The organism is Klebsiella sp. JN_Kp126 (genome assembly GCF_033843325.1).
Lineage (GTDB): Bacteria > Pseudomonadota > Gammaproteobacteria > Enterobacterales > Enterobacteriaceae > Klebsiella > Klebsiella michiganensis.
This window is the reverse complement of record NZ_JAWXQV010000043.1, coordinates 1-23,052: the sequence shown is the minus strand read 5'-3', so window position 1 is coordinate 23,052 and position 23,052 is coordinate 1. Positions and strand designations below refer to the sequence as shown.

The following is a 23,052-nucleotide window of genomic DNA, read 5'->3' as shown; positions in this document are numbered from 1 at the left end:
TCCTTAAAATATGTTTACATGCTAAAACTGATGTCCTTTAATTTCAATGTTAGGTTTACTCTGACGCTTTCGCTAGTAAACTAATCAAGTGTAAATCAAGTCTCACGAGGGACGCCGTGGATATCGTATATTCTTTGGGTATTTCATCATTATGGGACGAAGTACGCCATATGCCCGTGGGTGGAGTATGGTGGCTGAATGTCGACCGCTATGCCGACGCGGTAAGCCTGCTCAACCATACGCTGGCGGCCCAGGATAAACAGAGCCAGGTTGCGGCGATAGTCATGGGTGATAACCCAAATAAAATCATTGAACTAGAGAAAAATTGCGGGCCAGAAAAGGTGGCGTTATTTAGCATGCCGAACCGTGCTGAGGGGCTGCAAGAAATGCACCGCGATTTAGTTTGTTCCCTCGAGCCTGGCAATTATTTGTTTATTCTGCTATGCGCTGAAAATGCCTGGCAGAATATAAAAAGCGATGATTTATGCAATTGGGTTGAGAAATCGTATCGATGGACTAATTATCATCGTTGTTCATTACTAGTACTTAATTCCGGGCACGATATCGATAAGCAACTCTCCCCTTTATTACGCGAGTACCGTTCGCTTTCCGGCCTGGCAAGTATTCGTTACCAGGGGGATAACCACCTGTTCGATATCGCCTGGTGGGGGAGTGAAAAAGGCATCAGCGCCCGGCAGCAGCTCATTGTTCTTCAGGATGAAAACGGCTGGCGGCTGGCACAGGATGAAGAAACGGTGGTGCAACCGCGCAGCGACGAAAAAGTCATTCTTAGCAATCTGCGCGTACTGGAAGGTGCCCCCGCGCTATCCGAATACTGGACGCTGTTCGATACCAACGACGCCGTTTTCAACGCCGGGAGGATGGCGCAGGCGGCAACGCTGATCTTCTCCATTACCCAGAACGAACAGATTGAACAGCTGGGACGCTATATCCATACCCTGCGCCGCCAGCGCGGCAGCGCGTTAAAAATCGTCGTCCGCGAGCAAACGCCGAGCCTGCGCGCCACCGATGAACGCCTGCTGCTGAGCAGCGGCGCCAATATGGTTATTCCCAGCGGCGCGCCGTTATCCCGCTGCCTCACGCTTATAGAAAGCGTTCAAAAACAGCAGTTTACTCGCCATATCCCGGAAGATTTTAATACTCTGCTGACCTGGAGCCAGCCGCTAAAACTGCGCGGCTACCAGAAATGGGGGGACTTCTGCGAAGCGGTGCACAATATTATGGCCAACACCATGCTGCCCGCCGATGGCAAAGGCGTAATGGTGGCGCTGCGCCCGGCGCCCGGCCTGCGCGTAGAGCAGGCGCTGACGCTGTGTAAGCCCAACCGTATGGGCGACATTATGACCATCGGCAACAACCGCCTGGTGCTGTTTCTGTCATTTTGCCGGGTGAACGACCTGGATACCGCGTTAAACCATATTTTCCCTTTACCAACCGGCGATATTTTTTCTAACCGTATGATTTGGTTTGAAGATAAGCAAATAACGGCTGAAATCATGCAGATGCGCGGGATTCTGCCGGAGAACTGGAACACGCCGCTGCCCATTTCGCTTGGCAAAAATGAAACCATCAACGCCACCCATGACGGGCGAAGCTGGCGGCGCAACCCCGAGGCGCACCGTCTGTCCATTGATGGGGAGCCAACCTTATGATGTCTATCGCCGATATTATTCAGCTGGTCGTCCTGTGCGCCCTGCTGTTCTTCCCGCTGGGATACCTGACGCGCCACTACCAGCGGCGTATTCGCACCACATTAAGACTGATGTTCTTTAAACCCCGTTATGTCAAACCGGCTGGCGTGCTGCGCCGGGAAGCGACATCCAGGCAAGGCAAATCAACGAAATGACCAAACCCAAAACACCCACCGCGTCGCTTCCGCTCTGGCGGTACTGGCGAGGCTTATCTGGCTGGAACTTCTACTTTCTGGTGAAGTTCGCATTGCTATGGGGCGGATACCTCAATTTTCATCCCATGTTAAACCTGGTGTTTCTGGCCTTCCTGCTGGTGCCAATTCCGCAGTATAAGCTGCACCGTATCCGCCACTGGATAGCAATCCCGCTGGGTTTTATGTTGTTCTGGCACGACACCTGGCTGCCCGGCCCGGAAAGCATTGCCAGCCAGGGCTCGCAGATTGCCGGCTTCAGCGCCGACTATATCTGGGATCTGGTGACCCGCTTTATTAACTGGAATATGGTCGGCGCGTTCTTCGTGCTGCTGGTCCTGTGGCTGTTTATCAGCCAGTGGCTACGAGTGACGGTTTTCGTCTCGGCGATCGTGGTCTGGCTGGTGGTCAGTCCGCTGCTGCCCTCTTTCAGCCTTTGGCCGGCAGGTCAGCCGACGACCGCGGCGGCGAACACCGCCGTTAATACGGCCGGCGGAACGGCCATCGCGACCAATACTGCGCCGGCGAATAACGATATTCCGCCGCAGACCGAGCCGCCGACGTCGGCCAATCTCACCAACTGGCTGAATGCCTTTTACGCTTCTGAGCAAAAACGTAAAACCACTTTCCCGGATGCGCTTCCGGCCGATGCCCAGCCGTTTGATGTGCTGATAATCAACATCTGCTCGCTCTCATGGTCGGATATTGAAGCGGCCGGGCTGATGGATCATCCGCTGTGGAAGCATTTCGACCTGCTGTTCAAAAACTTTAACTCGGCGACCTCTTACAGCGGGCCGGCGGCGGCGCGTCTGCTGCGCGCCAGCTGCGGCCAGCTCTCTCATGCGAACCTTTATCAGCCATCGGGCAGCGAATGCTATCTGTTTGAAAACCTGGCGAAGCTGGGCTTCACCCAGCAGCTGATGCTCGGCCACAACGGTATCTTCGGCGACTTCCTGAAGGAGCTTCGCTCGCTGGGCGGGATCCAGAGCCCGCTGATGGATCAAAGCGGCCTGCCGGTCATTCTGCAGGGCTTTGACGGCTCTCCGGTCTATGACGACCAGGCGACGCTGAACCGCTGGCTGCAGTCGCTGGATAAGCTGAATACGCCGCGCACGGCGACCTTCTACAACACGCTGCCGCTGCATGACGGTAACCACTATCCGGGCCAGAGCAAAACCGCGGACTATAAAGCCCGTGCGCAGAAGTTCTTCGATGAGCTGGATAATTTCTTCACCGAACTGGAGAAATCGGGGCGTAAGGTGCTGGTCATCGTCGTACCGGAACACGGTGCGGCATTGAAAGGCGACAAAATGCAGGTTTCCGGCCTGCGCGATATTCCCAGCCCATCCATTACCAACGTACCGGCGGCGGTGAAATTTTTCGGCATTAAGGCAAGACACCCCGATGCGCCGATTATCATTAACCAGCCAAGCAGCTACCTGGCGATTTCTGAGCTGGTGGTCCGCGCCCTCGACGGCAAGATGTTTGACGAAAACGACATCAACTGGCAGCAGTATATTGCCAACCTGCCGCAGAGCGCGGCGGTGTCGGAAAACTCCAACGCCATCGTCATTCAATACCAGGGGAAACCGTATGTTCAGCTGAACGGCGGCAGCTGGGTCCCTTATCCGCAATAAACGAAAAAGGCCGCAGGATGTTACCCCTGCGGCCCCGTTCGGGCGCATGCTGCCACTAAGGCAGGCAGATACCCACCGGCCGGCTACTTCCGGTTATCCATCCGGCTCACGATAATGCTGACCAGAATGCCAGCAATCACCGGAGCCGCCAGATCGTCCCACAGCACCAGGCCCAACTGAGCGAGCGTCATACAGCCGCCTTGTTGCAATGGCAACCGTTCGCGGCTATTCTCGAATTGTTGAGGTTCGAGATTAGCCCCCGATACGTTGCCAGGTTGATACCAAACAACGTGCGGGGGATTTCTCTTTCCAGCAACCCATCCATCGATGCCGCCGGGGTTCAAGCCCCCGCAACATTGCGCCTCACCGGGCGAGCCCGGCTTGCTGACGATTCTACTGGCCCGATCGGGTACCCGCACTCCGCCATTACGCGCGGTGCGAGACGCATTCCAGGAAACTTTTTTGTTGCAGCAATACAACGAAAAAGGCCGCAGGTTGTTACCCCTGCGGCCCCGTTCGGGCGCATGCTGCCACTAAGGCAGGCAGATACCCACCGGCCGGCTACTTCCGGTTATCCATCCGGCTCACGATAATGCTGACCAGAATGCCAGCAATCACCGGAGCCGCCAGATCGTCCCACAGCACCAGGCCCAACTGAGCGAGCGTCATACAGCCGCCTTGTTGCAATGGCAACCGTTCGCGGCTATCCTCGAATGGTCTAGATGCGAGGTTAGCCCCCGATACGTTGCCAGGTTTATACCAACAACGTGCGGGGGTTTTCTCTTTCCAGCAACCAATTCATCTCTGCCGCCGGGGTTCAAGCCCCCGCAACATTGCGCCTCACCGGGCAAGCCCGGCTTGCCGACGATTCTACGGCGCCCTTCAGATTTCAGCACCCGGCTCGACTGCGTTATTCGAGGCGCATTCCATAGTTTACGCCTGGTCTTTATTTGCCAGCCATACCAGCAGCTTCAGGCTGGCGGAGTAATAGTCGTCCTGGGGCGTAATCTGCGGATCGGCCTGCGCTTCGCCAAGGGTTAAATCGCGTACCGCCAGCAGCCCGCCGGTCATAAACCACGGCGCCACTTCATCGGTATTCACGTTTATCCACGCCGGCGTCTGCAGACGCGGATAGCGCTGGAACCAGTTTTTCCACGGCGTCAGCAGGCTGCTTTTCGGGTCACTCCAGTAGACATACAGCGGAATACGGATCGCATCGAAGCTCATTCGCGTCGGCCACTCTTTTGCCGGCTCCATCTTACCGTCCGCTCTTAAGGCCACCCAGTCGCTGGGAAGCTGCGATTTCCCCCAAGCCATGTTTCCCAGCAGCGCCTGGCCATCGCTCTGCAGCTTTCTCCAGGCGGTTAGATGCGTACGCGCGGCGAAGGCCTGCCACGCCGGAAAGATAAAGTAGGAGGGGTTAAGATTCAGGTGGTCGTTGAGATAGAATCCCTTTGCGCCCGGAAGCATCACCTGACGACCGGCAAACGTGACCACCGTAGACTTCAGGAGCGAAGCGGTTATCGCATCCGACGCGCTGCCGTAGGATTTTTCATGCCACTGCTGCTGCGCGCGCAGCAGCGCCCAGGCAATCAGGGTATCACCATCGGTGGCATCGTTTTTGTCCGCCACCGGATTGGGCGCCACCGGATTATAGCGCCAGTAAAACAACCCGTTATCTTTGTTGCGTAGGGTTTTATCGGTCCACTGCCATAGCTTGTCAAAGGCGGGGCGATCGTTATTAGCCACCGCTAACAGCATGGCAAAACCTTGCCCTTCGGTATGGGAGACGTTGCCGTTTCCGGTATCAATAATGCGTCCGTCCGGCATCATAAAACGCGATTTATAGCTTTCCCACGCCGTATCGGCCCACGCGTGGGGAAGCATCATCACCGTCGTCACCACGACTGTCGCTAAAGCACGCAAGGACATAAATTCACCCTTCAGGGATGGAAGTAAAGAAACTGAACGTCAGAGACCGAAAACAGCCGCTCGCGCTGTAACACCACGTGCGCCGCGCCGCCCTGTCCCTGTAGCCAGCGGGAATAAAGCCCCTCGAGTATGGCACAAAACGCATTACACCAGCGGACGCGGCGCGCTTCATCGCGGCTCATCGGCAGCGCCTGATGGCGTAACCGCAGGCCGTCATCGCTAACCTCAACGCTCACTACGCCCCACTGAAACCGGCTTAGCTGCGCATTCATATTGGCTTCCAGCTCACCGAGCGTTTCCGACTCCGGTAGCGGATGCTCATCGGCCAGCGCCTCGCCCATTTGCCGCAGAAAGGGCTGGCTCTCCAGCTCGCCCGCGTTATTGACCATGCCATCAACCATAATCAGCAGCAGATCGAACCACCCGGCAGGGGTTTGCTGCTGCTGAAACCAGGCCATTACCAGCGCATTATTATTGTCCGTCACGATCAGCGATCTCCCAGCATGTAGCGGATATAGAGGCCGGCGGTGCTCTCGTTGTAATCGCCGAAGGTGTCATAACCCACCTGGCCGCCGAGCGTCATCTGTTTATTGACTTTGTAATCCGCGCCGGCGCGCAGGGTATAGCCGATGCCGCTCTTCGAGGTGGCTGAATAGTAGGCCTCTTTGGCAAAACCGTTGCTCACAGCGGTCTCGAGCGTTTGCTGCCACTCGGCGTTGGTCGGGAAATAGGCGCTCTTATCCTGGCTGTAAGATTGATACCCCACCGAACCGCCAAGCTTCATCGTCCAGTTATCATATTTCTCCGTCAGGCTTACCGGCAGCGACACGCTGACGTAGTTCTGCGGGCTGAAGTAGCCCCCTTGTCCGTAGGTGAAGTAGCTCAGGTTTTTCGAGTAATCCATGTAGCTCATACTCAGCCCGGTCTGCAGCTGACGATACTCATCGTGGTAAGGCCGCAGATAAACCCCGGCGTTGGCGTTGATGCTGGTATTGCTGGCGACGTTTTGTCCCAGGTAGCTATAGCCCCCGCCGCCGACGTAGAAACCGGCATCGCCGTCGTCGTAGCTGAGCTGCAGGGTACCGCCGTTTTTGGTCACCTGACCCCAGGTTTTGCCGGAGTAGGAATCCTTCAGCCCCACCCAGGAGAGCAGGCTGTCGGTCAGCGAACGACGCTCGCCGGTAAAAATCAGCGACAGATAGTTAGTCAGCTTCGGCGACCACTTCACGCCGCCCACCACGGTATTCAGATCCTGACCCAGCGGCGTGCTGCCGATATCGACGCGATATTCGTCGCCGCTCAGCGCCAGCGCCAGCGCCACGCCGTTGGCTTTTTGCGAATCGGTTGAGCCGCTGGCCCGATCAACGTTAGGTTTCAGATTTGAAGAAGCCAGATAGCTGGCGACCTGCCCGGAATCGTAAGCGCCCAGCTTCGCCAGATTCTCCATGCCGCTGCTGGTGGTGGCGTTAAAGTCTGAAGCATTCAGCGTGCCGAGACCGCTCAAGGTCTCCGCCCCCGGATTGTTGGCAAAGTACGTCGTGCGCTCGGTAGCGGTCATCGCCGCAATCGCCGCCTGCTCGCTGGTGGCGGTGGAGATCATATTGGAGACCGCGTTTGATAGCGGATTCGCGCCATAGCGCCGCCAGGCGTCCCCGGTTGCCGTCCCTGCGTTCAACGTAATCGGCGTCACGGTAAAGTCGAAACGCGAATCACCGAACGGCGAGGAGGACCAGGTCAGCGGGGTTTTGATTTCGGTCAGCTTACTGGTGCCGGATTCGCCATCGCGGCCGCGAACCTCCATGCCCCCCTGCAGCCAGGTGCCGGTTTTTTCCTGCAACGTCTCCATCATGGTATCCACCTGGCGCAGCATCCGGGTCTGCGCGGTTTCGACCGGCAGATCGGTGCGCTGGATCCCCGGCAGCGTGCTGCCATCGCCCGTCGATACCTGTGAAACCTGCCACGGCATATATTGCCCGTAGCTGGAGGCGGTACGCGTCGCCGCCGGCGTGCGCGAGACGCCGACGAACGGATTATCCGCCGCCAGCACGCCGCCCACGGTCGGCGTTTGCGTGCCGTTGCTGCTCTGTAACCCCAGCAGCCTGCCGCGAGCGCTGCGCAGATAGGTCATCGCCTGCTGATGATGGCCCTGCGATTCGGCCACGCGCGCCAGCAGCAGCAAACGGTCCGGCGAATTATCCGGGCGCAGCCCGCTTGCCAGCTGCGCCGCCCGGTCGTTATCGCCCGCCGACAGCGCGACATCAATAGCCCCGCTGCGCGCGTCCTGGGTCGGCGTATCGCGGGTCATCAGGTAGTCATAGACGACCCCGGCCTCTTTATTCATTTTGCCGCTCTGATAGAGACGCGCCATGGCGAACATCAGGTCGGTATTTTGCGGGTCGCTCTGCATGGCGCCCATCAGCTTGTCATACGCCGCCGCGTAGTTACCCTGCTCGCGCAGGCGATCCGCGTCGTTAATCACATAGCCGTTGCGAATGCTGGCCAGCTGCGTCGGCGTACTGCTTGCCTGCAGCTGCGGGTTGGTGAGCAGCCTCTGCGCTTCGTTGGTCAGGCCAGCCTGGTTAAGCACCGTCACCTGATCGGCGTAATCCCCGGCGTTGCCGGAGATGCCGCCGTTAATATTGTTACGCACCAGCGATACCGCGGTAGTGACATCGCCGCTCTGGGCCAGCAGGCGCGCCAGTTTACCGACATCCGCCGGGGCTTTTGGCGGCGTCGCGGCCATCGCCCTCAGCGTATTGGACGCCGCGACGGAATTACCCTGCGCCAGATACCCCTCGGCCGTCGCCAGCTGCAGGTTGTAGTTCACCCGCTGGTGCAAATCGCGCATCTGGCTGGTCTGGCTGGCGGGGGGAATTCTTGCCAGCAGCGTTTGCGCCTGCTGCCAGCCGCCGTTCTCGCTGGCGAAAAGGGCGGCGGCGTACAGCGAGCTGCTGCTGGCGCCGGGACGATACGCGGCGCCCATAATCGCATTCGCCTCGCCGTCGTTGCCGGATTTTTGCAGCAGTCGGGCCAGATCGAGGCGCATCCACGCATCGTCCGGATAGCGAGAAACGCCCTGGCGCAGCGTGGCGATCGCCCCGGACACGTTACCGCCGCTGGCCTGCTCCTGGGCCTGTCGACGCAGGGAGTCTCCCGGCGTCCCGGTGACCACGCGCGGCTGCAGCTTTTGCTGCAGGCTTTCCGGCAGCGTTCGCAGCAACGACTGGGCTTCTGCGGTTTTATTCTGTTCACGCAGAACGTAATAGAGATTCTCCCGGGCGGGGCCATTTTGCGGCTGCTCGTTGAGCAGCGCCCGCAGCGTTTGTTCGGCCTGGGGCAGGTCTTTGTTGTGGCGCAGAACGTCGGCGCGGAACAGCTTCGCCGCCGAGCCCTGCGTCCCGCTCTGCTGCGCCAGCGGCGCGGAGAGCGCCAGCGCCTGGCTAATGTTGCCTTGCTTATAGGCCTGCTGCGCCTGAGCAAGCTGGCCGTAAAACAGCGCATCCCCCGCCTGCTGACGCCGGGTTTCAGAGCCCTCGCCGCCGAGATCCGCCGCCCGGCCCAAATACTGAGAGGCCGCCTGAAAATCGCCGCTGCGCTGGGCGATATAGCCCATCCCGGCAAGCGCGTCAGCATCCTGCGGATTGGTTTGCAGGACCTGTTCAAACTGCTGCTTCGCCGCGGCGGTATTGCCGCTGTTCAGGTCAGCGTAACCCTGACCGCGCGCCTGGCCGCTGCGCCGTTCGCGGAAGTAGTTCTGCACTTCGCTATCCTGCGGGTGGCGCTGCATCCAGGTATCGTAAAACGGCTCATCTCCCGGCTGCGGCCCCATCCACAGCAGCGCCTGACGCAGTCCCGCATCGGCTTCTTTGCTGCCGCTGGCCATCGGCTCCAGCATGGCGATCCCTTCCCGGCGGGTCTCTTCGCGCCAGGTCAGCGCCTTGCCCAGGGCCACGCGCGGCCCGTTTTCCTGCGGATGCTGAGCGACGTACTGACGCAGTTCGCTCAACGCCTGCGGATAGAGCGATTTGTCGCTGGCCATCGTCATGTAGTATTCCGCCGCCAGTCCGGAAGGCGGAACGCTGCCGTTGAACATACTCCGCCAGGTCGCCAACGCGGCGGGCACGTTGCCGCTGCGCGCCTGCTGTCTGGCCAGGTTGAGCTGCCCCTGCGGGACCTGCGCCATTTTTTTGGCGCTATCCAGATCCTGCAAGCCGGGACTGTTGGGCGCCGCTTTCTCCAGTCGCGCCCGCCACTGGGCCGCGGCCTGCAGGTTACCCCCCTGCTGCGCCCACAGCGCCATCAGATACAGCGCCTGAGCGTTGTTGGCATCCACCGATAACACTTTTTGCAGCGATTCCATCGCCAGCTCGTCGTGCGATTTTTCGTGCCAGTAGTTGGCCTGCGCAAACAGCGCCTGCAGCGCCGCATCGTTACCCGCCGCCTGCGCCTCGCCGAAGGCGCCAAGCGTCAGCGCGCCGGACAGGCACAGCGTGGAAAATTGACGGGCCGCCTTCGTATTCATTTTACCGACTCTTTTCATTGGCTATCTCCCGACTCCAGGCGCTTGCGGGCATGACGTTTGAACATCGCGGTCAGCGCCAGACCCAGAATGGACGTGGCGATTAACCCCAGCACCGCCAGCAGGCCGGAGTGCTGGTTGGCATACCACACCGCCATCATGTACCACGGCATCTGGCCGCTGGGGAACGGCGTACTGACCTGGAAGCTACGCACGCCGTTGTCGCTGGTAATCACCGCCGTATCGCCGCGAATACCGGCATTGATGCGCGGTGAATTAAGATCGTCTTCCAGTTTCGCCAGCTGATCGTCGCTGCTGGCCATCGCCACCACGACCACCCGCTGCGGGTTCCACGGCGAGCGATAGCTAATAAACCCGCGCCAGGCGCTGCTGGAAGAGAAATAGCGATCGGCATCCACGCCGTCGGAGGCCCAGTCGCCGCTCAGCCTGCGCTGAATTTTTGTCCATAGCGCCGGTTCACGTACGCTCAGCAGGTTATCGACCGGTTGATAGGGAGAATCGGCCAGCAGGCGCTGATTAAACGCTTTCTGATCGAGGGCGCTCACCGCCAGGACATCGCGATCGCGCAGGAACAGCGCATTCGCGCCGTCGTCAGGAACGCCCAGCATCACGCGGTTATTGGCCAGCGCTTTACCGGTCGAATTACCCGAACGGGCGGCCAGATTCAGCATCGTCGCGACCTGCGTTTCCGAAGGCTGTTCCGGCAGCAGCAGCGTGGTTTGCGAATAATCTGCCAACCGGGAGAACGGGAACGACGCGCCGACAAAATAGGAAAGATTCGGCAACAGCGAGAAGTGCCGCGTACCGCTCAAATCGATCCACGAGTCGTCGGTGATGCGGCTCTTAATCGTGCTGTTCAGCAGAACCGAACAGGGCGCGCTGTCCTTCGGCACCAGATTGAAATAGAGCGAGAGCTGGTTATCGCCGTAAATCAGATACGGCGCCAGCGGGATAGTGAACCGCTCCTGACGCGCGTCGCCGCCCAGGTGACGCCAGAGCTTCTCCAGCGGACCCTGTTTATTCATCGGCAGGTTGTTGAGGAAGGTGTTGTTGAGCGTCACGCTCAGCAGCGACCTATCCTCGTTAATCCAGCTCTCCGACGGGAAACGGTAGCCGATCTGCAGGGGAATGGTTTCGCCATCCCACAGGTAGAGGTCCGGCGCGGCGCGGAAGGCCACGCGTAGCGGTTCATGCCATACGCCGCTGACGGTCATACTTTGATCCTGGCGGATCAGCTCGCTGATTTTTACCGGCCGATCGGTGGCGATCCAGCGCGGGGCATCGTACGGCTTGCTGACGGCTATCGTCTGCGGATCAACATCCATGCTGGCCGTCTGCGGGGCGAAATCGCCGCGGGTCAGTCGCCAGGCGGCCATCCGCAGCGCCGCGTCGTTCTGGCCGACGATGAGCAGCAGCTTATAGGCCGGATTGCCGGGGTTCTCAACGATCCGCAGCAGCGGCTTGTCGGTTTGCGGTAGCGTCAGGCCGCCCACCCGATCGCCAGGGTGGCCGATGATAATACCGTGCTTCTCGGGCAGGCGATCGCGCAGCGCGTCAAAAGCGATACCGCGATAATCGGCCTGAATACCCAGCCATGACGACACCAGCGCCGCAGCGCTGAAAATATCCGCCGTTGGTTTCTCCGGATACGCGATAGCGATATCCGCCGGCGTCATCTGCATGCTGTCGAAAAACGGGCGCGGGAAATGGCCTAAATCGTTGCTGATATTAAGCTGCTGGCTCTCCCAGCTAAAGTGGGAGGCGGGCAAAATGGTCACCCGCGAGGTGTCGTGAATATCGAGCCGGCACTGCATTGCATCGCCGTCGTTAATCTTAAAGCTCAGGTTGTTGCTGGAGACCATCAGCGCCGCCGGGATATCCAGCTGATAGTGCGAGATCTCCTCGCCGTCCGCGCCCAGCGGCAGCGTGCCGAGCGGCTGGCCGTTGAGCATTAACTGCAGCGTGGCGTTGCGGGACGCCATCTCCGGCGAGACCTTAACATCCAGCATCAGCTGGGCGTGGGTGACCACCTGATCGGAGGGCAGCGTAAAGCTGGCGCCGCCCTGGTTTTGTCCACCGCTAAGGATGATACCGTCCGGCATGCCCATCTGCATGAGGTTCAGGTCTCCGCCGACAATCGGCGTTAGCGGCACCGTATCAGCGACCCCAGAGGCAACCGGCGACGGCATCGCGGGTAGCGAAGCCGGCTGAGGGACGTTTGCCGGCGCGGGCTCCGTCGTGGCGGGCGAATTCGACTCGCTGGCAGGCGCCGACGCGCCGCTGGCTTGCGCATCAGGTAGCGGAAAATTAAGCGGCGGCAATGCGTCCGGGGGCGTTTCCTCGCTATGCAGCGCTGGCGCAGAGAGCATACCGGCCAGCAGCGCAAGCGTCGTTAAACGTTTCATAGGCTGCCATCCTCCTGCGCTGGATTCACCGCAGGCGGCTGACGACGCTGGCTACGGCGCGTCTTCCACGTCAGCCAGAACAGTTCGAATACGCAGCGCAAAATGGTGGCAAAAGAGCGGAACGGGTTGTCCTGCGGGCGCGGCGGGTTAATCCACGCATCGGCGCGGGCCAGCACCACGCGCACCAGCTCGCGGCGGCGGGAGAGCTGAATATTTTCATCAAATTGCAGACGAATAAACTGGTCGTCAGCGGTGACCTGGCGCACCGGGATCGAAATCGCGCCGGACTGGAGAATCAGCTCAATCTCTTCGATTTCATCCTGCAGATGACGCTTATCCGGCGCGCTTACGCGGCAGCCGCCCATGGACAGGTCCGCGGTGTGGCTGCGGGAGACAATGCCGCTGGTGTAGTGGATCAGTACCGGAATATCGACATCAATACGAATCGTTTTTCGCACCTGACGGGTTTCGCGCGCCACGGCAATGGCGGCCAGCAGGAAGATCAGGCTGTAAATCCCCCAGCCGACGTTCAGCGCGATAACGTTCGGGTCTGAGCCAAAGTAGTCGTGACCGATGGCGCGGACGATACCGACCACCACCCCCAGGCCCAGCAGACAGGCGACGACCAGGTGCGGTCTGACGACGGTAAAATCGAAGTAGCCCACGTCCAGCAGGCCGCCTTTATCGGTCACGTTGAATTTCCCGCGTTTGGGGAAAATCATGGTCACCAGCGTCGGCAGCACCAGGTGGAACGCCAGCACGATATCGTAAATTTCGCCCCAGAAGCTGTAACGATAGCGGCCGTTCATGCGCGAGCCGACATAGATCGCGAGGAACAGATGCGGCAGCGCGTAGGAGACAATCAGGCTGGCCGAGGAGTAGATGATATTCAGGTTGAACAGCAGGTAGGCCAGCGGTGCGGTGACAAAGACCACCCGCGGCAGGGCGAACTGATAATAGAGCATGGCGCTGAGATAGCACAGGCGCTGCTGGAACGTCAGCCCACGGCCCAGCAGCGGGTTATCCAGACGGAATATTTGCGTCATCCCGCGCGCCCAGCGGGTACGCTGAATCACGTGCACCACCAGACGTTCGGTGGCTAAGCCGGCCGCCAGAGGTATATCAAGAAACGCCGACTTCCAGCCCAGGCGCTGGAACTTCAGCGCGGTATGGGCATCTTCGGTCACGGTCTCTACCGCAAAGCCGCCGATCTGCTCCAGCGCGGCGCGGCGAATGACGGCGCAGGAGCCGCAGAAAAAGGTCGCGTTCCAGTTGTCGTTCCCCTGCTGAATCGGGCCATAAAACAGCATCCCTTCGTTAGGAATATTGCGGCCCACGGAGAGGTTGCGCTCAAAGGGGTCCGGAGAATAGAAGTAGTGCGGCGTCTGCACCAGCGCCAGCATCGGATCGTTGAGGAATCCGCCCACCGTCGCCTGCAAAAAGACGCGGGTTGCCACGTGATCGCAATCAAAAACGCAGATCAGCTCGCCGTGGGTCAGCGTCATCGCGTGGTTGAGGTTGCCCGCTTTGGCGTGTTTGTTATCGTTACGGGTGATATACCCAACCCCAACGTCGGCGGCGAATACCGCGAATTCATTGCGCTTACCGTCATCCAGCAAATAGATTTTTAATTTATCTTTTGGATAATCAATACACTGCGCAGCCAGCACCGTATCACGCACCACCTCAAGCGGTTCGTTATAGCTGGGAATATAGATATCCACCGTCGGCCATTTGCTCATATCATCCGGCAGCGGGACAATTTCACGCTTTAGCGGCCAGACCGTTTGCAGGTAGTTAAGCAGCAGCATCACCCAGATATAGACTTCCGCCAGAAACAGCCCCATCCCCAGAATCGCTTCGATGGTGGAGTTAAAATGCAGGGTCTGCGTTAAACGGAAATACATATAACGGGTCGACATCAGCAGCGATGTCACCACCATGATGACGGAAACGCTGCGGTTTTTACTGAACCCCATCACAAAGAGAATACCGATGCTCAGCAGGCCAAAAATATACTGCTTTTGGCTGTCCATCGGCGTGATCACCACCAGCACGGCAATGGGCGAAAGTACCAGTACCAGCAACCAGAAAAGCGTCTTTTTCATTCAGCAGCCCTGCAATTAAATTAAAGCCCTGACCTGCGAGGCTGGCTATGCACCTTGCCGTCACCAATATTGATACCCAACTGCGCAGAGATTTTTTTGGCAATAATTTCAATATCAAAGGCGGCTGCGGAGGAGGAGTTAAAGTCCAGGATCGACTTCTGGGAAGCATTCGCTTCCACCACGCTTTCATCACGATGGATGATGCCCAGCAGACGATCGCCCAGCTTTTCTTCCATTAACGCCGTAACATCGCGACTGACCTGGCGACGGTTATCGCTCTGGTTGATCACAAAATAGTGTCCGAGTTTATGGTTGAGTTCGCCCCCGGTCAGACGCTGCTTTTCCACGTGCGCCAGCGCGGACGTCGAGGCGGTATCCGCCAGCAGCGGTACCAGATGCATATCGGCAAGCGAAGTGAGCGCCTTTAGCGCGGGCGAAGGGCCCGGCGGCAGGTCGGCAATAGTAATCAGTCCCGGATAATTGAGTAATGCCGCCAGGCCGCGGGTCAGGAAATGCTCGTCATGGCTCAGGCGTTCATCGAAGGCCTGCCGCTGCGCGTCGCTCACGTCGCCGTAGGGCAAGACGAAAATATTGCTGCCGGCGCTTAATACGCACTGGCTCCAGTCATGGAGCTCCAGCGCTTTCGCGACATAGCCGCGCTCGTCGCTGAGGGGGACGCCAAAATGCAGGCGCAGGGCGTTCTGCACATCAAAATCGAGGGCCAGAACTTTGCTACCTGCGCGGGCCAGCGCCCAGGCCAGATTTGCCGCCAGGGTCGTTTTTCCTACGCCGCCTTTCGGTGAACACACGCAGATCAACGGCATGTCGCAATCCTCTCCAGGAGTGATTTCAGTGACTGATCTTTATCTTTTGCTACCGGCTCCGCGGTTTTGGCCGCAAAAAGATGGGCAAAACCCTCCGTCGTCGGCGCGGCCGCCGGACGAGGCCTGACTGCCGGAGCAGGGACGCTGACCGGTACCGGCTGCGCAGCAGCCTGAGAAACCGCCGGCTGGGAAGCGGGCGTAGCCGCTGCCAGGCTTTGCGGCAGCGCAGGCTCTACGGCCACTGCAGCAGTCATGTCCGTCACGGGGGCGGGCTGCGGCGCGGAGGGCGGGATAATCAGGGACGGTGCAGCCAAAGAGGGCGCCGGGGGAGCCTGAACGACCGCAGGCTCCACCTTGTGAAACATATCGGCAGGAACCCGCTGCGGCAGAGGTAAGGAAACTGACCCACCCATGGCCAAAGAAGACGCTTCCTCCGCCGGAATAAGTTGATTGAGAATAACCCAATCCCCTTTTTCACCGGCGGCGGCTTCTGATGAAAGGTCCTTGAATTTTAGACTGTGTGTCCGCGTCTTTTCCTTGAAGCGCTGCAAATCATCATAATGGTTCATAGATAACCTCATGATTTAAATACGTCATATTTAATCTGTTTTAATTGTCATCCCACGCCACTAAAGCGTAGTTTAATTTGTTGTTTTTTGGGCATTTACCCGGCGTTACGGCCGTCACAATACGCTAACTTTAGTCGCGATTTGATTATTTTGGATAGGTCAGGCTGGTGTAATTCCATAGTGGTAGTGCGGTTACACTAACAGTTCTTTTTCAAAATGATAGCCCCATTTTTTGGGCGGCTGCGCCGTCAATCCCCCCGCAGCCTGCCAGGCTATTAGCAGATCGTAGTTTTTTATACTGTCTGAATTTAAAAAAACGGCGTAATACGCGCCAGGGGAAGGCTAAAGAGAATACATTTTAATATTTTTTAAGGCCTTTAGAAATCACTTACCGCGCTTAATTAAAATAATAAAATATTGTTCCCGTCCAAAATAAATAGCTCAGGATGTTAGCCAAAAACCAGGAATATAAAGCGTTGACCGAACAACAAGGAACAGTTTTATGCATCGCTTTTGCTGTTAATTTGCTCCGACTAAAGAAACAATCAAGATAAAGTAAAATACATTCATGTAGTTATCCCGGACTCCCGAGATAGCAATGGTTGTGGCGTAAAATGCCAGTATTGTTCGTTGTCGGTTGTTCCAACAGTGCTGAGTTATGGTTAAAAAAAAAGCCGAAGCACAGGCTTCGGCTTTGATTATCGATTGCCTGAATCAGCTCAGGGGCTTCTCGCCGTTCTGATCCTGGTCGACCGCAAAGCAGGCTACCAGCTGGCCGCCGTAGTCCTTCAGCTGCGGCTGAAGCTGGGTGCACGGGCCGAAACGGCGACGGCAGCGGGCGTTAAACGCGCAGCCCGGCGGCGGATTCAGCGGGCTCGGCAGCTCGCCGGTGAGCTTGATGCGCTCGCGGCGGTCATCCGGATTCAGACGCGGCGTTGCCGACAGCAGCGCCTGCGTGTACGGATGCTGCGGGTTGTTGAAGATTTGATCTTTCGTCCCTTTCTCCACGCAGCGGCCTAAATACATCACCATCACTTCATCAGCGATATGCTCCACGACCGACAGATCGTGGGAGATAAAGACGTAAGAAAGCCCCAGATCCTGCTGTAAATCCATCATCAGGTTCAGCACCTGCGCGCGCACCGAAACGTCCAGCGCGGAAACCGGTTCGTCGGCGATCACCACGTCCGGGTCAAGCATCAGACCGCGGGCAATGGCGATACGCTGACGCTGGCCGCCGGAGAACATATGCGGATAGCGGTCGTAGTGCTCGGTTTTCAGGCCCACTTTGGCCATCATCGCCAGCGCCTTCTCCCGGCGCTGCTCTTTGCTCAAGCTGGTGTTGATCTGCAGCGGCTCTTCCAGAATCTGCCCCACCTTTTTACGCGGGTTCAGCGAACCGTAGGGGTTCTGGAACACAATCTGGATTTTCTGCCGGCGCAGCTTCTGCGCCTGCGGATCGTGCTTAAGCAGGTCCTGTCCCTGATAATAGAGCTCGCCGCCGGTGGGGATTTCAATCATCGTCAGCAGACGACCGAGCGTGGATTTACCGCAGCCGGACTCCCCCACTACCGCCAGCGTTTTACCGCGTTCAAGGGTAAACGAGACGCCGTCCAGCGCCTTGACCAGGCGTTCCGGCGTGAAGAGCCCCTTCTTTACCGGATAGTATTTTTTCAAATCGGTGGCCAGCAACAGAGGCTGTTGCGTGGTGGCCTCATGCGTACTCATAGCCCAGGCCTCCCGGCATCATCAAGTGGGTAATGACATTTCGACTGGCGACCGCCGTTAAGCAGGTTCAGCTCAGGTTCTTCGCTGCGGCATTTGTCGGTCGCATAGGGGCAGCGCGGGTTGAGCAGACAGCCGCTCGGACGGTCGTATTTGCCCGGCACCACGCCCGGCAGCGAGGCAAGGCGCGCTTTATCCTGAGCGAACTCCGGCAGCGCGCGCAGCAGCGCCTGCGTATAGGGGTGGCGAGGCGCGCGGAAGATATCCTTCGCGTCGCCGGTTTCCACCACCTGCCCCGCGTACATGACGATGATTTTGTGCGCCGCTTCGGCCACCAGCGCCAGATCGTGGGTGATCAGGATCAGCGCCATATTCTCTTTCTGCTGCAGCTCCAGCAGCAGTTCGATGATCTGCGCCTGGATGGTCACATCCAGCGCCGTCGTGGGCTCATCGGCAATCAGCAGCTTTGGCCGACAGGCGATGGCCATCGCGATCATCACGCGCTGGCTCATACCGCCGGAAAGCTGGTGCGGATAGACGTCAAGACGCGAAGCCGGATCGGGGATCCCCACCAGCGTCAGCAGGTCAATCGCCCGCTGCACGCGGGTTTTCTTGTTGCCGCCCTGGTGCACCTTAATGGCTTCCATAATCTGGTAACCGACGGTATAGCACGGATTCAGGCTGGTCATCGGGTCCTGGAAGATCATCGCCACTTCCGCGCCCACCAGCTGGCGGCGCTCTTTTTCGGAAATGCGCTTCAGGTCGCGACCGTTAAACTCCAGCTTTTCAGCCATCACCCGGCCGGGATAGTCAATCAGCCCCATAATCGCCAGCGAGCTGACCGATTTACCCGAGCCGGACTCGCCGACGATACCGACCACTTCGCCCTGATTTACGCTGTAGCTTACGCGATCTACGGCGCGGAACGGCGTCCCTTCGTCGCCGAAGTGCACCGAGAGTTTATCTACATTTAATAACGCCATCTCGAACCTCTTACTGCTTCAGTTTGGGATCGAGCGCGTCACGCAGACCGTCACCCATCAGGTTAAATGCCAGCACCGTCAGCAGGATAGCGACACCCGGAAAGGTGACGACCCACCAGGCGCTCTGCGCGAACTGCAGCACGTCGGAGAGCATCGTGCCCCACTCCGGTGTCGGCGGCTGCGCACCCATGCCAAGGAAGCCAAGAGCGGCCATATCGAGAATGGCGTTAGAGAAGCCCAGCGACGCCTGAACAATCAGCGGCGCAAGACAGTTAGGAAGAATGTTGATGAACATCTGACGCATCGCGCCTGCCCCCGCCACGCGGGAAGCGGTTACGTAGTCGCGGTTTACCTCTACCAGCACCGCCGCTCGGGTCAGACGCACGTAGTGCGGCAGGGCGACAAAGGTCAGCGCTATTGAGGCATTGACGATCGACGGACCGAAGATGGCTACCAGCACCAGCGCCAGCAGCAGGCTCGGCAGCGCCAGCATAATATCGACAACGCGCATAATGACCGAGTCAACCACTCCGCCAAAGTAGCCCGAGACAAGGCCGAGCACCACGCCGAGGATCAGCGACAGTACCACTACCAGACAGCCGACCAGCAGCGACAGGCGCGCGCCGTACATCAGGCGCGACAGGATATCGCGGCCGACGTCATCGGTGCCGAGCAGGTGGCTCACGCTGCCACCCTCCTGCCAGAACGGCGGAGCCAGCAGCGCATCGCGGAACTGATCCGCCGGATTATAGGGCGCGAGGAAGTTGGCGAAGATGGCGATGATAATCATCACCACGACATAGGCCAGCCCCACGACGGCGCCTTTGTTGCGTTTAAAATAGTGCCAGAACTCCTGCAGAGGGGTCATTGGCACCGGCGCGGCGACAACTTTATTTTCAGTAATTTGTGACATGATGGCCCCTTACTTCTTATGCCGGATACGCGGGTTCACCACGCCGTACAACAGGTCGACCAGCAGGTTGACGAGAATAATCATCGTCGCCACCAGCAGCACCCCGCCCTGCACCACCGGATAGTCGCGGCGCTGCAGCGCGTCAATCAGCCAGCGGCCAAGGCCCGGCCAGGAGAAGATGGTTTCGGTCAGGATGGCCCCCGCCAGCAGCGTACCGACCTGCAGACCGATCACCGTGACCACCGGCAGCATCGCGTTACGCAACGCATGAACGATGATCACCCGCATCCGCGTCAGGCCTTTCGCGCGCGCGGTACGGATATAATCCTCGCCCAGCACTTCCAGCATCGACGAACGGGTCATACGCACAATCACCGCCAGGGGAATCGTCCCCAGCACCACGGCGGGCAGGATCATATGCATCACCGCATCAATAAAGTCGCCCGGCTCGCCCCAAATCGCGGTATCGATCAGCATAAATCCGGTCAGCGGCAGGGTATCGTCAAGGAAGACGGTATCGCTGATACGCCCGGAAACCGGCGTCAGGTTAAGCTGTACCGACACCAGCATGATCAGCATCATGCCCCACCAGAAGATGGGCATAGAGTAGCCTGTCAGCGCGAGGCCCACGGAGGTGTGGTCGAAGATAGAGCCGCGTTTAACCGCCGCCAGCACGCCCACCGGGATCCCGACGATGACGGCAAAAATCATCGCGCAGACGCCCAGCTCCATCGTGGCCTTAAAGCGCGGTACAAACTCTTGCCAAACGGGAATACGGCTTTTCAGCGAGATGCCCAAATCGCCGTGCATCACGCCCCAAATATAGTTGACGTACTGCTGCCACATCGGTTTATCGAGGCCCATTTCGGCCAGCAGCTGCGCGTGACGTTCAGGGGAAATACCACGTTCGCCCGCCATAATCATCACCGGGTCGCCGGGGATCATATGAACGAAGGCAAAAGTGAGAAGGGTAATACCGATAAATGTTGGGATGACAAGTCCCAAACGTCGGAGAATGAACTGCAACATAACCCGGATTCTCTCTGGAGACGGCCCGCCTGGTGACAGGACGTCTGTATTGCTCACAAATGTCAATTCCCTCTCCCCAAGGCGGGGAGAGGGGAAACACGCTGTTATTATTCGATAGAGACGTTATCGAAGTGGTGTTTACCTAATGGATCGACCACGTAGCCTTTGACCTCTTTACGCACCGGCTCATAGACGGTGGAGTGGGCGACGATCAGCGCCGGAGCCTGATCGTGCATCACGACCTGAGCCTGCTTATACAGCTCAATGCGTTTGTTGTGGTCATCGGTGGCGCGAGCCGGCTGAATCAGGTCTTCAAACGGCTTGTAGCACCAGCGGGAGTAGTTAGAACCGTCTTTTGCCGCCGCGCAGCTGAACAGGGTGGCGAAGAAGTTATCCGGATCCCCGTTATCGCCGGTCCAGCCCATCATGACGGTCTGATGCTCGCCCGCTTTCGCGCGCTTGAGGTATTCACCCCACTCGTAGGTCACGATCTTGGCCTGGACGCCGACTTTCGCCCAGTCGGCCTGAATCATCTCAGCCATACGGCGCGCGTTCGGGTTATACGGACGCTGTACCGGCATCGCCCACAGGTCGATGGTGAAGCCTTTTTCCAGGCCTGCTTCTTTCAGCAGCGCTTTCGCTTTCTCTGGATCGTAGGTGTAGTCTTTAACGTCGTCGTTATAGCCCCACATGGTCGGCGGGATCAGGTTCTTCGCGGCCTGGCCTGCGCCCTGGTAAACGGCTTTGATAATCGCTTCTTTGTTGACCGCGTAGGTCAGCGCCTGGCGAACTTTGACATCATCCAGCGGCTTCTTCTCGGTGTTGAAGGAGAGGTAGCCGACGTTCAGGCCCGGCTGTTCCAGCAGCGTGATGTTTTTGTCTTCCTTCATGCGCGCGATGTCTGCCGGGTTCGGGTACGGCATAATCTGGCATTCGTTTTTCTGCAGCTTAGCGTAGCGCACGGAAGCATCAGGGGTAATGGAGAAGACCAGGCGATCGATTTTCGGCTTGGTGCCCCAGTAGCCCGGGAAGGCTTTATAGAGAATACGGGAGTCTTTCTGGTACTGCAGCAGCTGGAACGGGCCGGTACCGATTGGGTTGAGGTCCACTTTCTCCGGCGTACCGGCTTTCAGCATGTTGTCGGCATACTCTTTTGACAGAATAGAGGCGAAGTCCATGGCGAGATCGGCAAGGAACGGCGATTCCGGACGGGTCAGCACGAACTGGACGGTGTTATCGTCCACTTTCTTCACTTCGCTAATCAGGTCAGGTAATCCCATCCCTTCAAAGTATTCATAGCTGCCGCCAGACACTTTATGGTACGGGTTATTGGTATTTTTTTGTCTGTCGAAGGAGAAGACAACGTCATCGGCGTTCAGCGTGCGGGTCGGTTTAAAATCTTTATTATCCTGCCACTTCACGTCTTTACGCAGATGGAAGGTATAGGTTTTCCCGTCTTCGCTAACTTCCCATTTTTCAGCCAGGCCCGGAATGACTTCCGTGGTGCCGGTTTTGAATTCCACCAGGCGGTTATAAATCGGCACTGAGCTGGCGTCATAGGTGGTACCAGAGGTGAAGAGCTGCGGGTTAAAGCCTTCCGGCGAACCTTCTGAACAATAAACCAGGGTCTTCGCTTGTACGCTTGCTGCGACGGTCATGGCAACCAGGCTCAGACCAAGCTTCAGCATCCCTGATTTCTTCAAGGAAATACTCATTATTCTGCTCCAAATGTGATGTTGTTTGCATATATCCGCCAGACCTTTATTTATTTTTATTCGTCATATTGCGAACTACGGATGCGTTGGCTGCGCTCGATAACCCCGGTCACATAGTCATCTATGCTCCTTGGGATTCTCACGCTTGCCGCCTTCCCGCAGCTCGAACTATTTAGAATATACCCGGTCCGGTCGGTGGTGCCCGAAAGCGTTGAGAGAGATGGGGATTCCTTTCACAAAAACGACTGAGTTGCAGTACGGATTCTCCATGAAATGCCCCTCATGCCCTACAATCTGTCAACAGAATGGGGAAACGTCAATACAGCCAACCTGGTTTTACATCCGGTGTGAGAATTGGCGGGCAAAGATTAAAAAAAGTGCAAAGCGCTATTTCCAGCAGAGAAATTTATGCTAGCGGCCAATAGACAGAATAAACACCTTAATATTTTCCAGCAGCCAGTGATAAGCAATTATGGTAAATGGTAAAAATTTCTTGCGATGTGACCAATATGTGAGCGATAAATAGCGTGAACGTTAAAACGCACAGCGGAAAATGCTGAAGTTATCCATAAGCTTCGCGAAAAAAGATCGGAGTATATATAAAAAAATACAATGGAAGATGTCACAAAATAGGGAATTGGCGCCAGGAAATGAGGGTGGAGGCGTTTTCTTACACTCTTAGCAAGCAGCGTATTTTCCCGGAGGCGATGCTGGCGCATCTGTCCGGGCTACCGGCCCGCAGACAACGCTGAACCCGTAGCCCGGGCAA

Annotated in this window: 16 protein-coding genes and 1 pseudogene; 3 read left to right on the top strand and 14 right to left on the bottom strand. The window is 57.9% G+C overall.

Features of this window, described 5'->3' with window-relative positions:
* Nucleotides 1-116: 116 nt before the first annotated feature.
* Genes bcsE through bcsG form a run of 3 tightly spaced genes read left to right on the top strand, consistent with a single transcriptional unit; the run spans nt 117 to nt 3,540 of the window.
* Complete coding sequence (bcsE, locus tag SIK97_RS03790; RefSeq protein WP_025106804.1) at nt 117-1,673, top strand: cellulose biosynthesis protein BcsE; 1,557 nt, start codon at nt 117-119, stop codon at nt 1,671-1,673.
* On the top strand, nt 1,670-1,867 hold the full coding sequence (gene bcsF, locus SIK97_RS03785) for a cellulose biosynthesis protein BcsF (protein ID WP_014227175.1): 198 nt from the start codon (nt 1,670-1,672) through the stop codon (nt 1,865-1,867). The genes bcsE and bcsF overlap by 4 nt, the downstream gene beginning before the upstream one ends.
* Nucleotides 1,864-3,540, top strand: coding sequence for a cellulose biosynthesis protein BcsG (bcsG, locus tag SIK97_RS03780; protein ID WP_032751637.1), 1,677 nt, complete (start codon nt 1,864-1,866; stop codon nt 3,538-3,540). Before bcsF ends, bcsG begins: the two co-directional genes overlap by 4 nt.
* An 83-nt stretch (nt 3,541-3,623) precedes the next feature.
* Here the strand turns inward: bcsG and SIK97_RS03775 are convergent, their stop codons facing one another.
* The 14 genes and pseudogenes from SIK97_RS03775 to dppA form a co-directional block, all read right to left on the bottom strand.
* Nucleotides 3,624-3,731, bottom strand: a complete 108-nt coding sequence (locus tag SIK97_RS03775) for a type I toxin-antitoxin system toxin Ldr family protein (protein ID WP_004855299.1) — start codon at nt 3,729-3,731, stop codon at nt 3,624-3,626.
* Between the two features lie 370 nt (nt 3,732-4,101).
* Nucleotides 4,102-4,209 (bottom strand): type I toxin-antitoxin system toxin Ldr family protein, encoded by a 108-nt coding sequence (locus SIK97_RS03770; protein WP_004855299.1) that lies wholly within the window; start codon nt 4,207-4,209, stop codon nt 4,102-4,104.
* A 264-nt stretch (nt 4,210-4,473) separates the two neighbouring features.
* Nucleotides 4,474-5,472 (bottom strand): glycosyl hydrolase family 8, encoded by a 999-nt coding sequence (locus SIK97_RS03765; protein ID WP_032694184.1) that lies wholly within the window; start codon nt 5,470-5,472, stop codon nt 4,474-4,476.
* Nucleotides 5,473-5,483: 11 nt separating this feature from the next.
* On the bottom strand, nt 5,484-5,960 hold the full coding sequence (bcsD, locus tag SIK97_RS03760) for a cellulose biosynthesis protein BcsD (RefSeq protein ID WP_032751640.1): 477 nt from the start codon (nt 5,958-5,960) through the stop codon (nt 5,484-5,486).
* Nucleotides 5,960-10,012: a cellulose biosynthesis protein BcsC gene (locus SIK97_RS03755; RefSeq protein ID WP_057173463.1), complete on the bottom strand. Its 4,053-nt coding sequence runs from the start codon at nt 10,010-10,012 to the stop codon at nt 5,960-5,962. The genes bcsD and SIK97_RS03755 overlap by 1 nt, the downstream gene beginning before the upstream one ends.
* The gene (bcsB, locus tag SIK97_RS03750; RefSeq protein ID WP_057173464.1) at nt 10,009-12,417 is read right to left on the bottom strand and encodes a cellulose biosynthesis cyclic di-GMP-binding regulatory protein BcsB; all 2,409 of its coding nucleotides are present in this window, start codon (nt 12,415-12,417) and stop codon (nt 10,009-10,011) included. The genes SIK97_RS03755 and bcsB overlap by 4 nt, the downstream gene beginning before the upstream one ends.
* On the bottom strand, nt 12,414-14,525 hold the full coding sequence (bcsA, locus tag SIK97_RS03745) for a UDP-forming cellulose synthase catalytic subunit (protein WP_052958990.1): 2,112 nt from the start codon (nt 14,523-14,525) through the stop codon (nt 12,414-12,416). The genes bcsB and bcsA overlap by 4 nt, the downstream gene beginning before the upstream one ends.
* 20 nt (nt 14,526-14,545) lie before the next feature.
* Nucleotides 14,546-15,338: pseudogene (gene bcsQ / locus SIK97_RS03740) on the bottom strand (cellulose biosynthesis protein BcsQ).
* Nucleotide 15,339: 1 nt separating this feature from the next.
* Nucleotides 15,340-15,918, bottom strand: a complete 579-nt coding sequence (gene bcsO, locus SIK97_RS03735; RefSeq protein WP_014227184.1) for a cellulose biosynthesis protein BcsO — start codon at nt 15,916-15,918, stop codon at nt 15,340-15,342.
* Nucleotides 15,919-16,632: 714 nt separating this feature from the next.
* Nucleotides 16,633-17,646 (bottom strand): dipeptide ABC transporter ATP-binding subunit DppF, encoded by a 1,014-nt coding sequence (gene dppF / locus SIK97_RS03730; protein ID WP_014227185.1) that lies wholly within the window; start codon nt 17,644-17,646, stop codon nt 16,633-16,635.
* Entirely contained in the window at nt 17,643-18,626 is a 984-nt protein-coding gene (gene dppD, locus SIK97_RS03725; protein WP_004855320.1) for a dipeptide ABC transporter ATP-binding protein, read from the bottom strand. The genes dppF and dppD overlap by 4 nt, the downstream gene beginning before the upstream one ends.
* 10 nt (nt 18,627-18,636) lie before the next feature.
* Complete coding sequence (gene dppC, locus SIK97_RS03720) at nt 18,637-19,539, bottom strand: dipeptide ABC transporter permease DppC (protein ID WP_025106797.1); 903 nt, start codon at nt 19,537-19,539, stop codon at nt 18,637-18,639.
* Nucleotides 19,540-19,548: 9 nt separating this feature from the next.
* Entirely contained in the window at nt 19,549-20,568 is a 1,020-nt protein-coding gene (gene dppB / locus SIK97_RS03715) for a dipeptide ABC transporter permease DppB (RefSeq protein ID WP_014227188.1), read from the bottom strand.
* A gap of 107 nt (nt 20,569-20,675) precedes the next feature.
* Nucleotides 20,676-22,283, bottom strand: coding sequence for a dipeptide ABC transporter periplasmic-binding protein DppA (dppA, locus tag SIK97_RS03710; RefSeq protein WP_004855324.1), 1,608 nt, complete (start codon nt 22,281-22,283; stop codon nt 20,676-20,678).
* Nucleotides 22,284-23,052 lie beyond the last annotated feature (769 nt).

Bases quoted from the DNA above. Each gene is read 5' to 3' on its own strand.
- bcsB (WP_057173464.1), bottom strand. From the start codon at position 12,417: ATGAAACGTTTAACGACGCTTGCGCTGCTGGCCGGTATGCTCTCTGCG.
- bcsG (WP_032751637.1), top strand. From the start codon at position 1,864: ATGACCAAACCCAAAACACCCACCGCGTCGCTTCCGCTCTGGCGGTAC.
- dppF (WP_014227185.1), bottom strand. From the start codon at position 17,646: ATGAGTACGCATGAGGCCACCACGCAACAGCCTCTGTTGCTGGCCACC.
- bcsF (WP_014227175.1), top strand. From the start codon at position 1,670: ATGATGTCTATCGCCGATATTATTCAGCTGGTCGTCCTGTGCGCCCTG.
- dppB (WP_014227188.1), bottom strand. From the start codon at position 20,568: ATGTTGCAGTTCATTCTCCGACGTTTGGGACTTGTCATCCCAACATTT.
- bcsA (WP_052958990.1), bottom strand. From the start codon at position 14,525: ATGAAAAAGACGCTTTTCTGGTTGCTGGTACTGGTACTTTCGCCCATT.
- dppD (WP_004855320.1), bottom strand. From the start codon at position 18,626: ATGGCGTTATTAAATGTAGATAAACTCTCGGTGCACTTCGGCGACGAA.
- SIK97_RS03755 (WP_057173463.1), bottom strand. From the start codon at position 10,012: ATGAAAAGAGTCGGTAAAATGAATACGAAGGCGGCCCGTCAATTTTCC.
- dppC (WP_025106797.1), bottom strand. From the start codon at position 19,539: ATGTCACAAATTACTGAAAATAAAGTTGTCGCCGCGCCGGTGCCAATG.
- dppA (WP_004855324.1), bottom strand. From the start codon at position 22,283: ATGAGTATTTCCTTGAAGAAATCAGGGATGCTGAAGCTTGGTCTGAGC.
- SIK97_RS03775 (WP_004855299.1), bottom strand. From the start codon at position 3,731: ATGACGCTCGCTCAGTTGGGCCTGGTGCTGTGGGACGATCTGGCGGCT.
- bcsO (WP_014227184.1), bottom strand. From the start codon at position 15,918: ATGAACCATTATGATGATTTGCAGCGCTTCAAGGAAAAGACGCGGACA.
- SIK97_RS03765 (WP_032694184.1), bottom strand. From the start codon at position 5,472: ATGTCCTTGCGTGCTTTAGCGACAGTCGTGGTGACGACGGTGATGATG.
- SIK97_RS03770 (WP_004855299.1), bottom strand. From the start codon at position 4,209: ATGACGCTCGCTCAGTTGGGCCTGGTGCTGTGGGACGATCTGGCGGCT.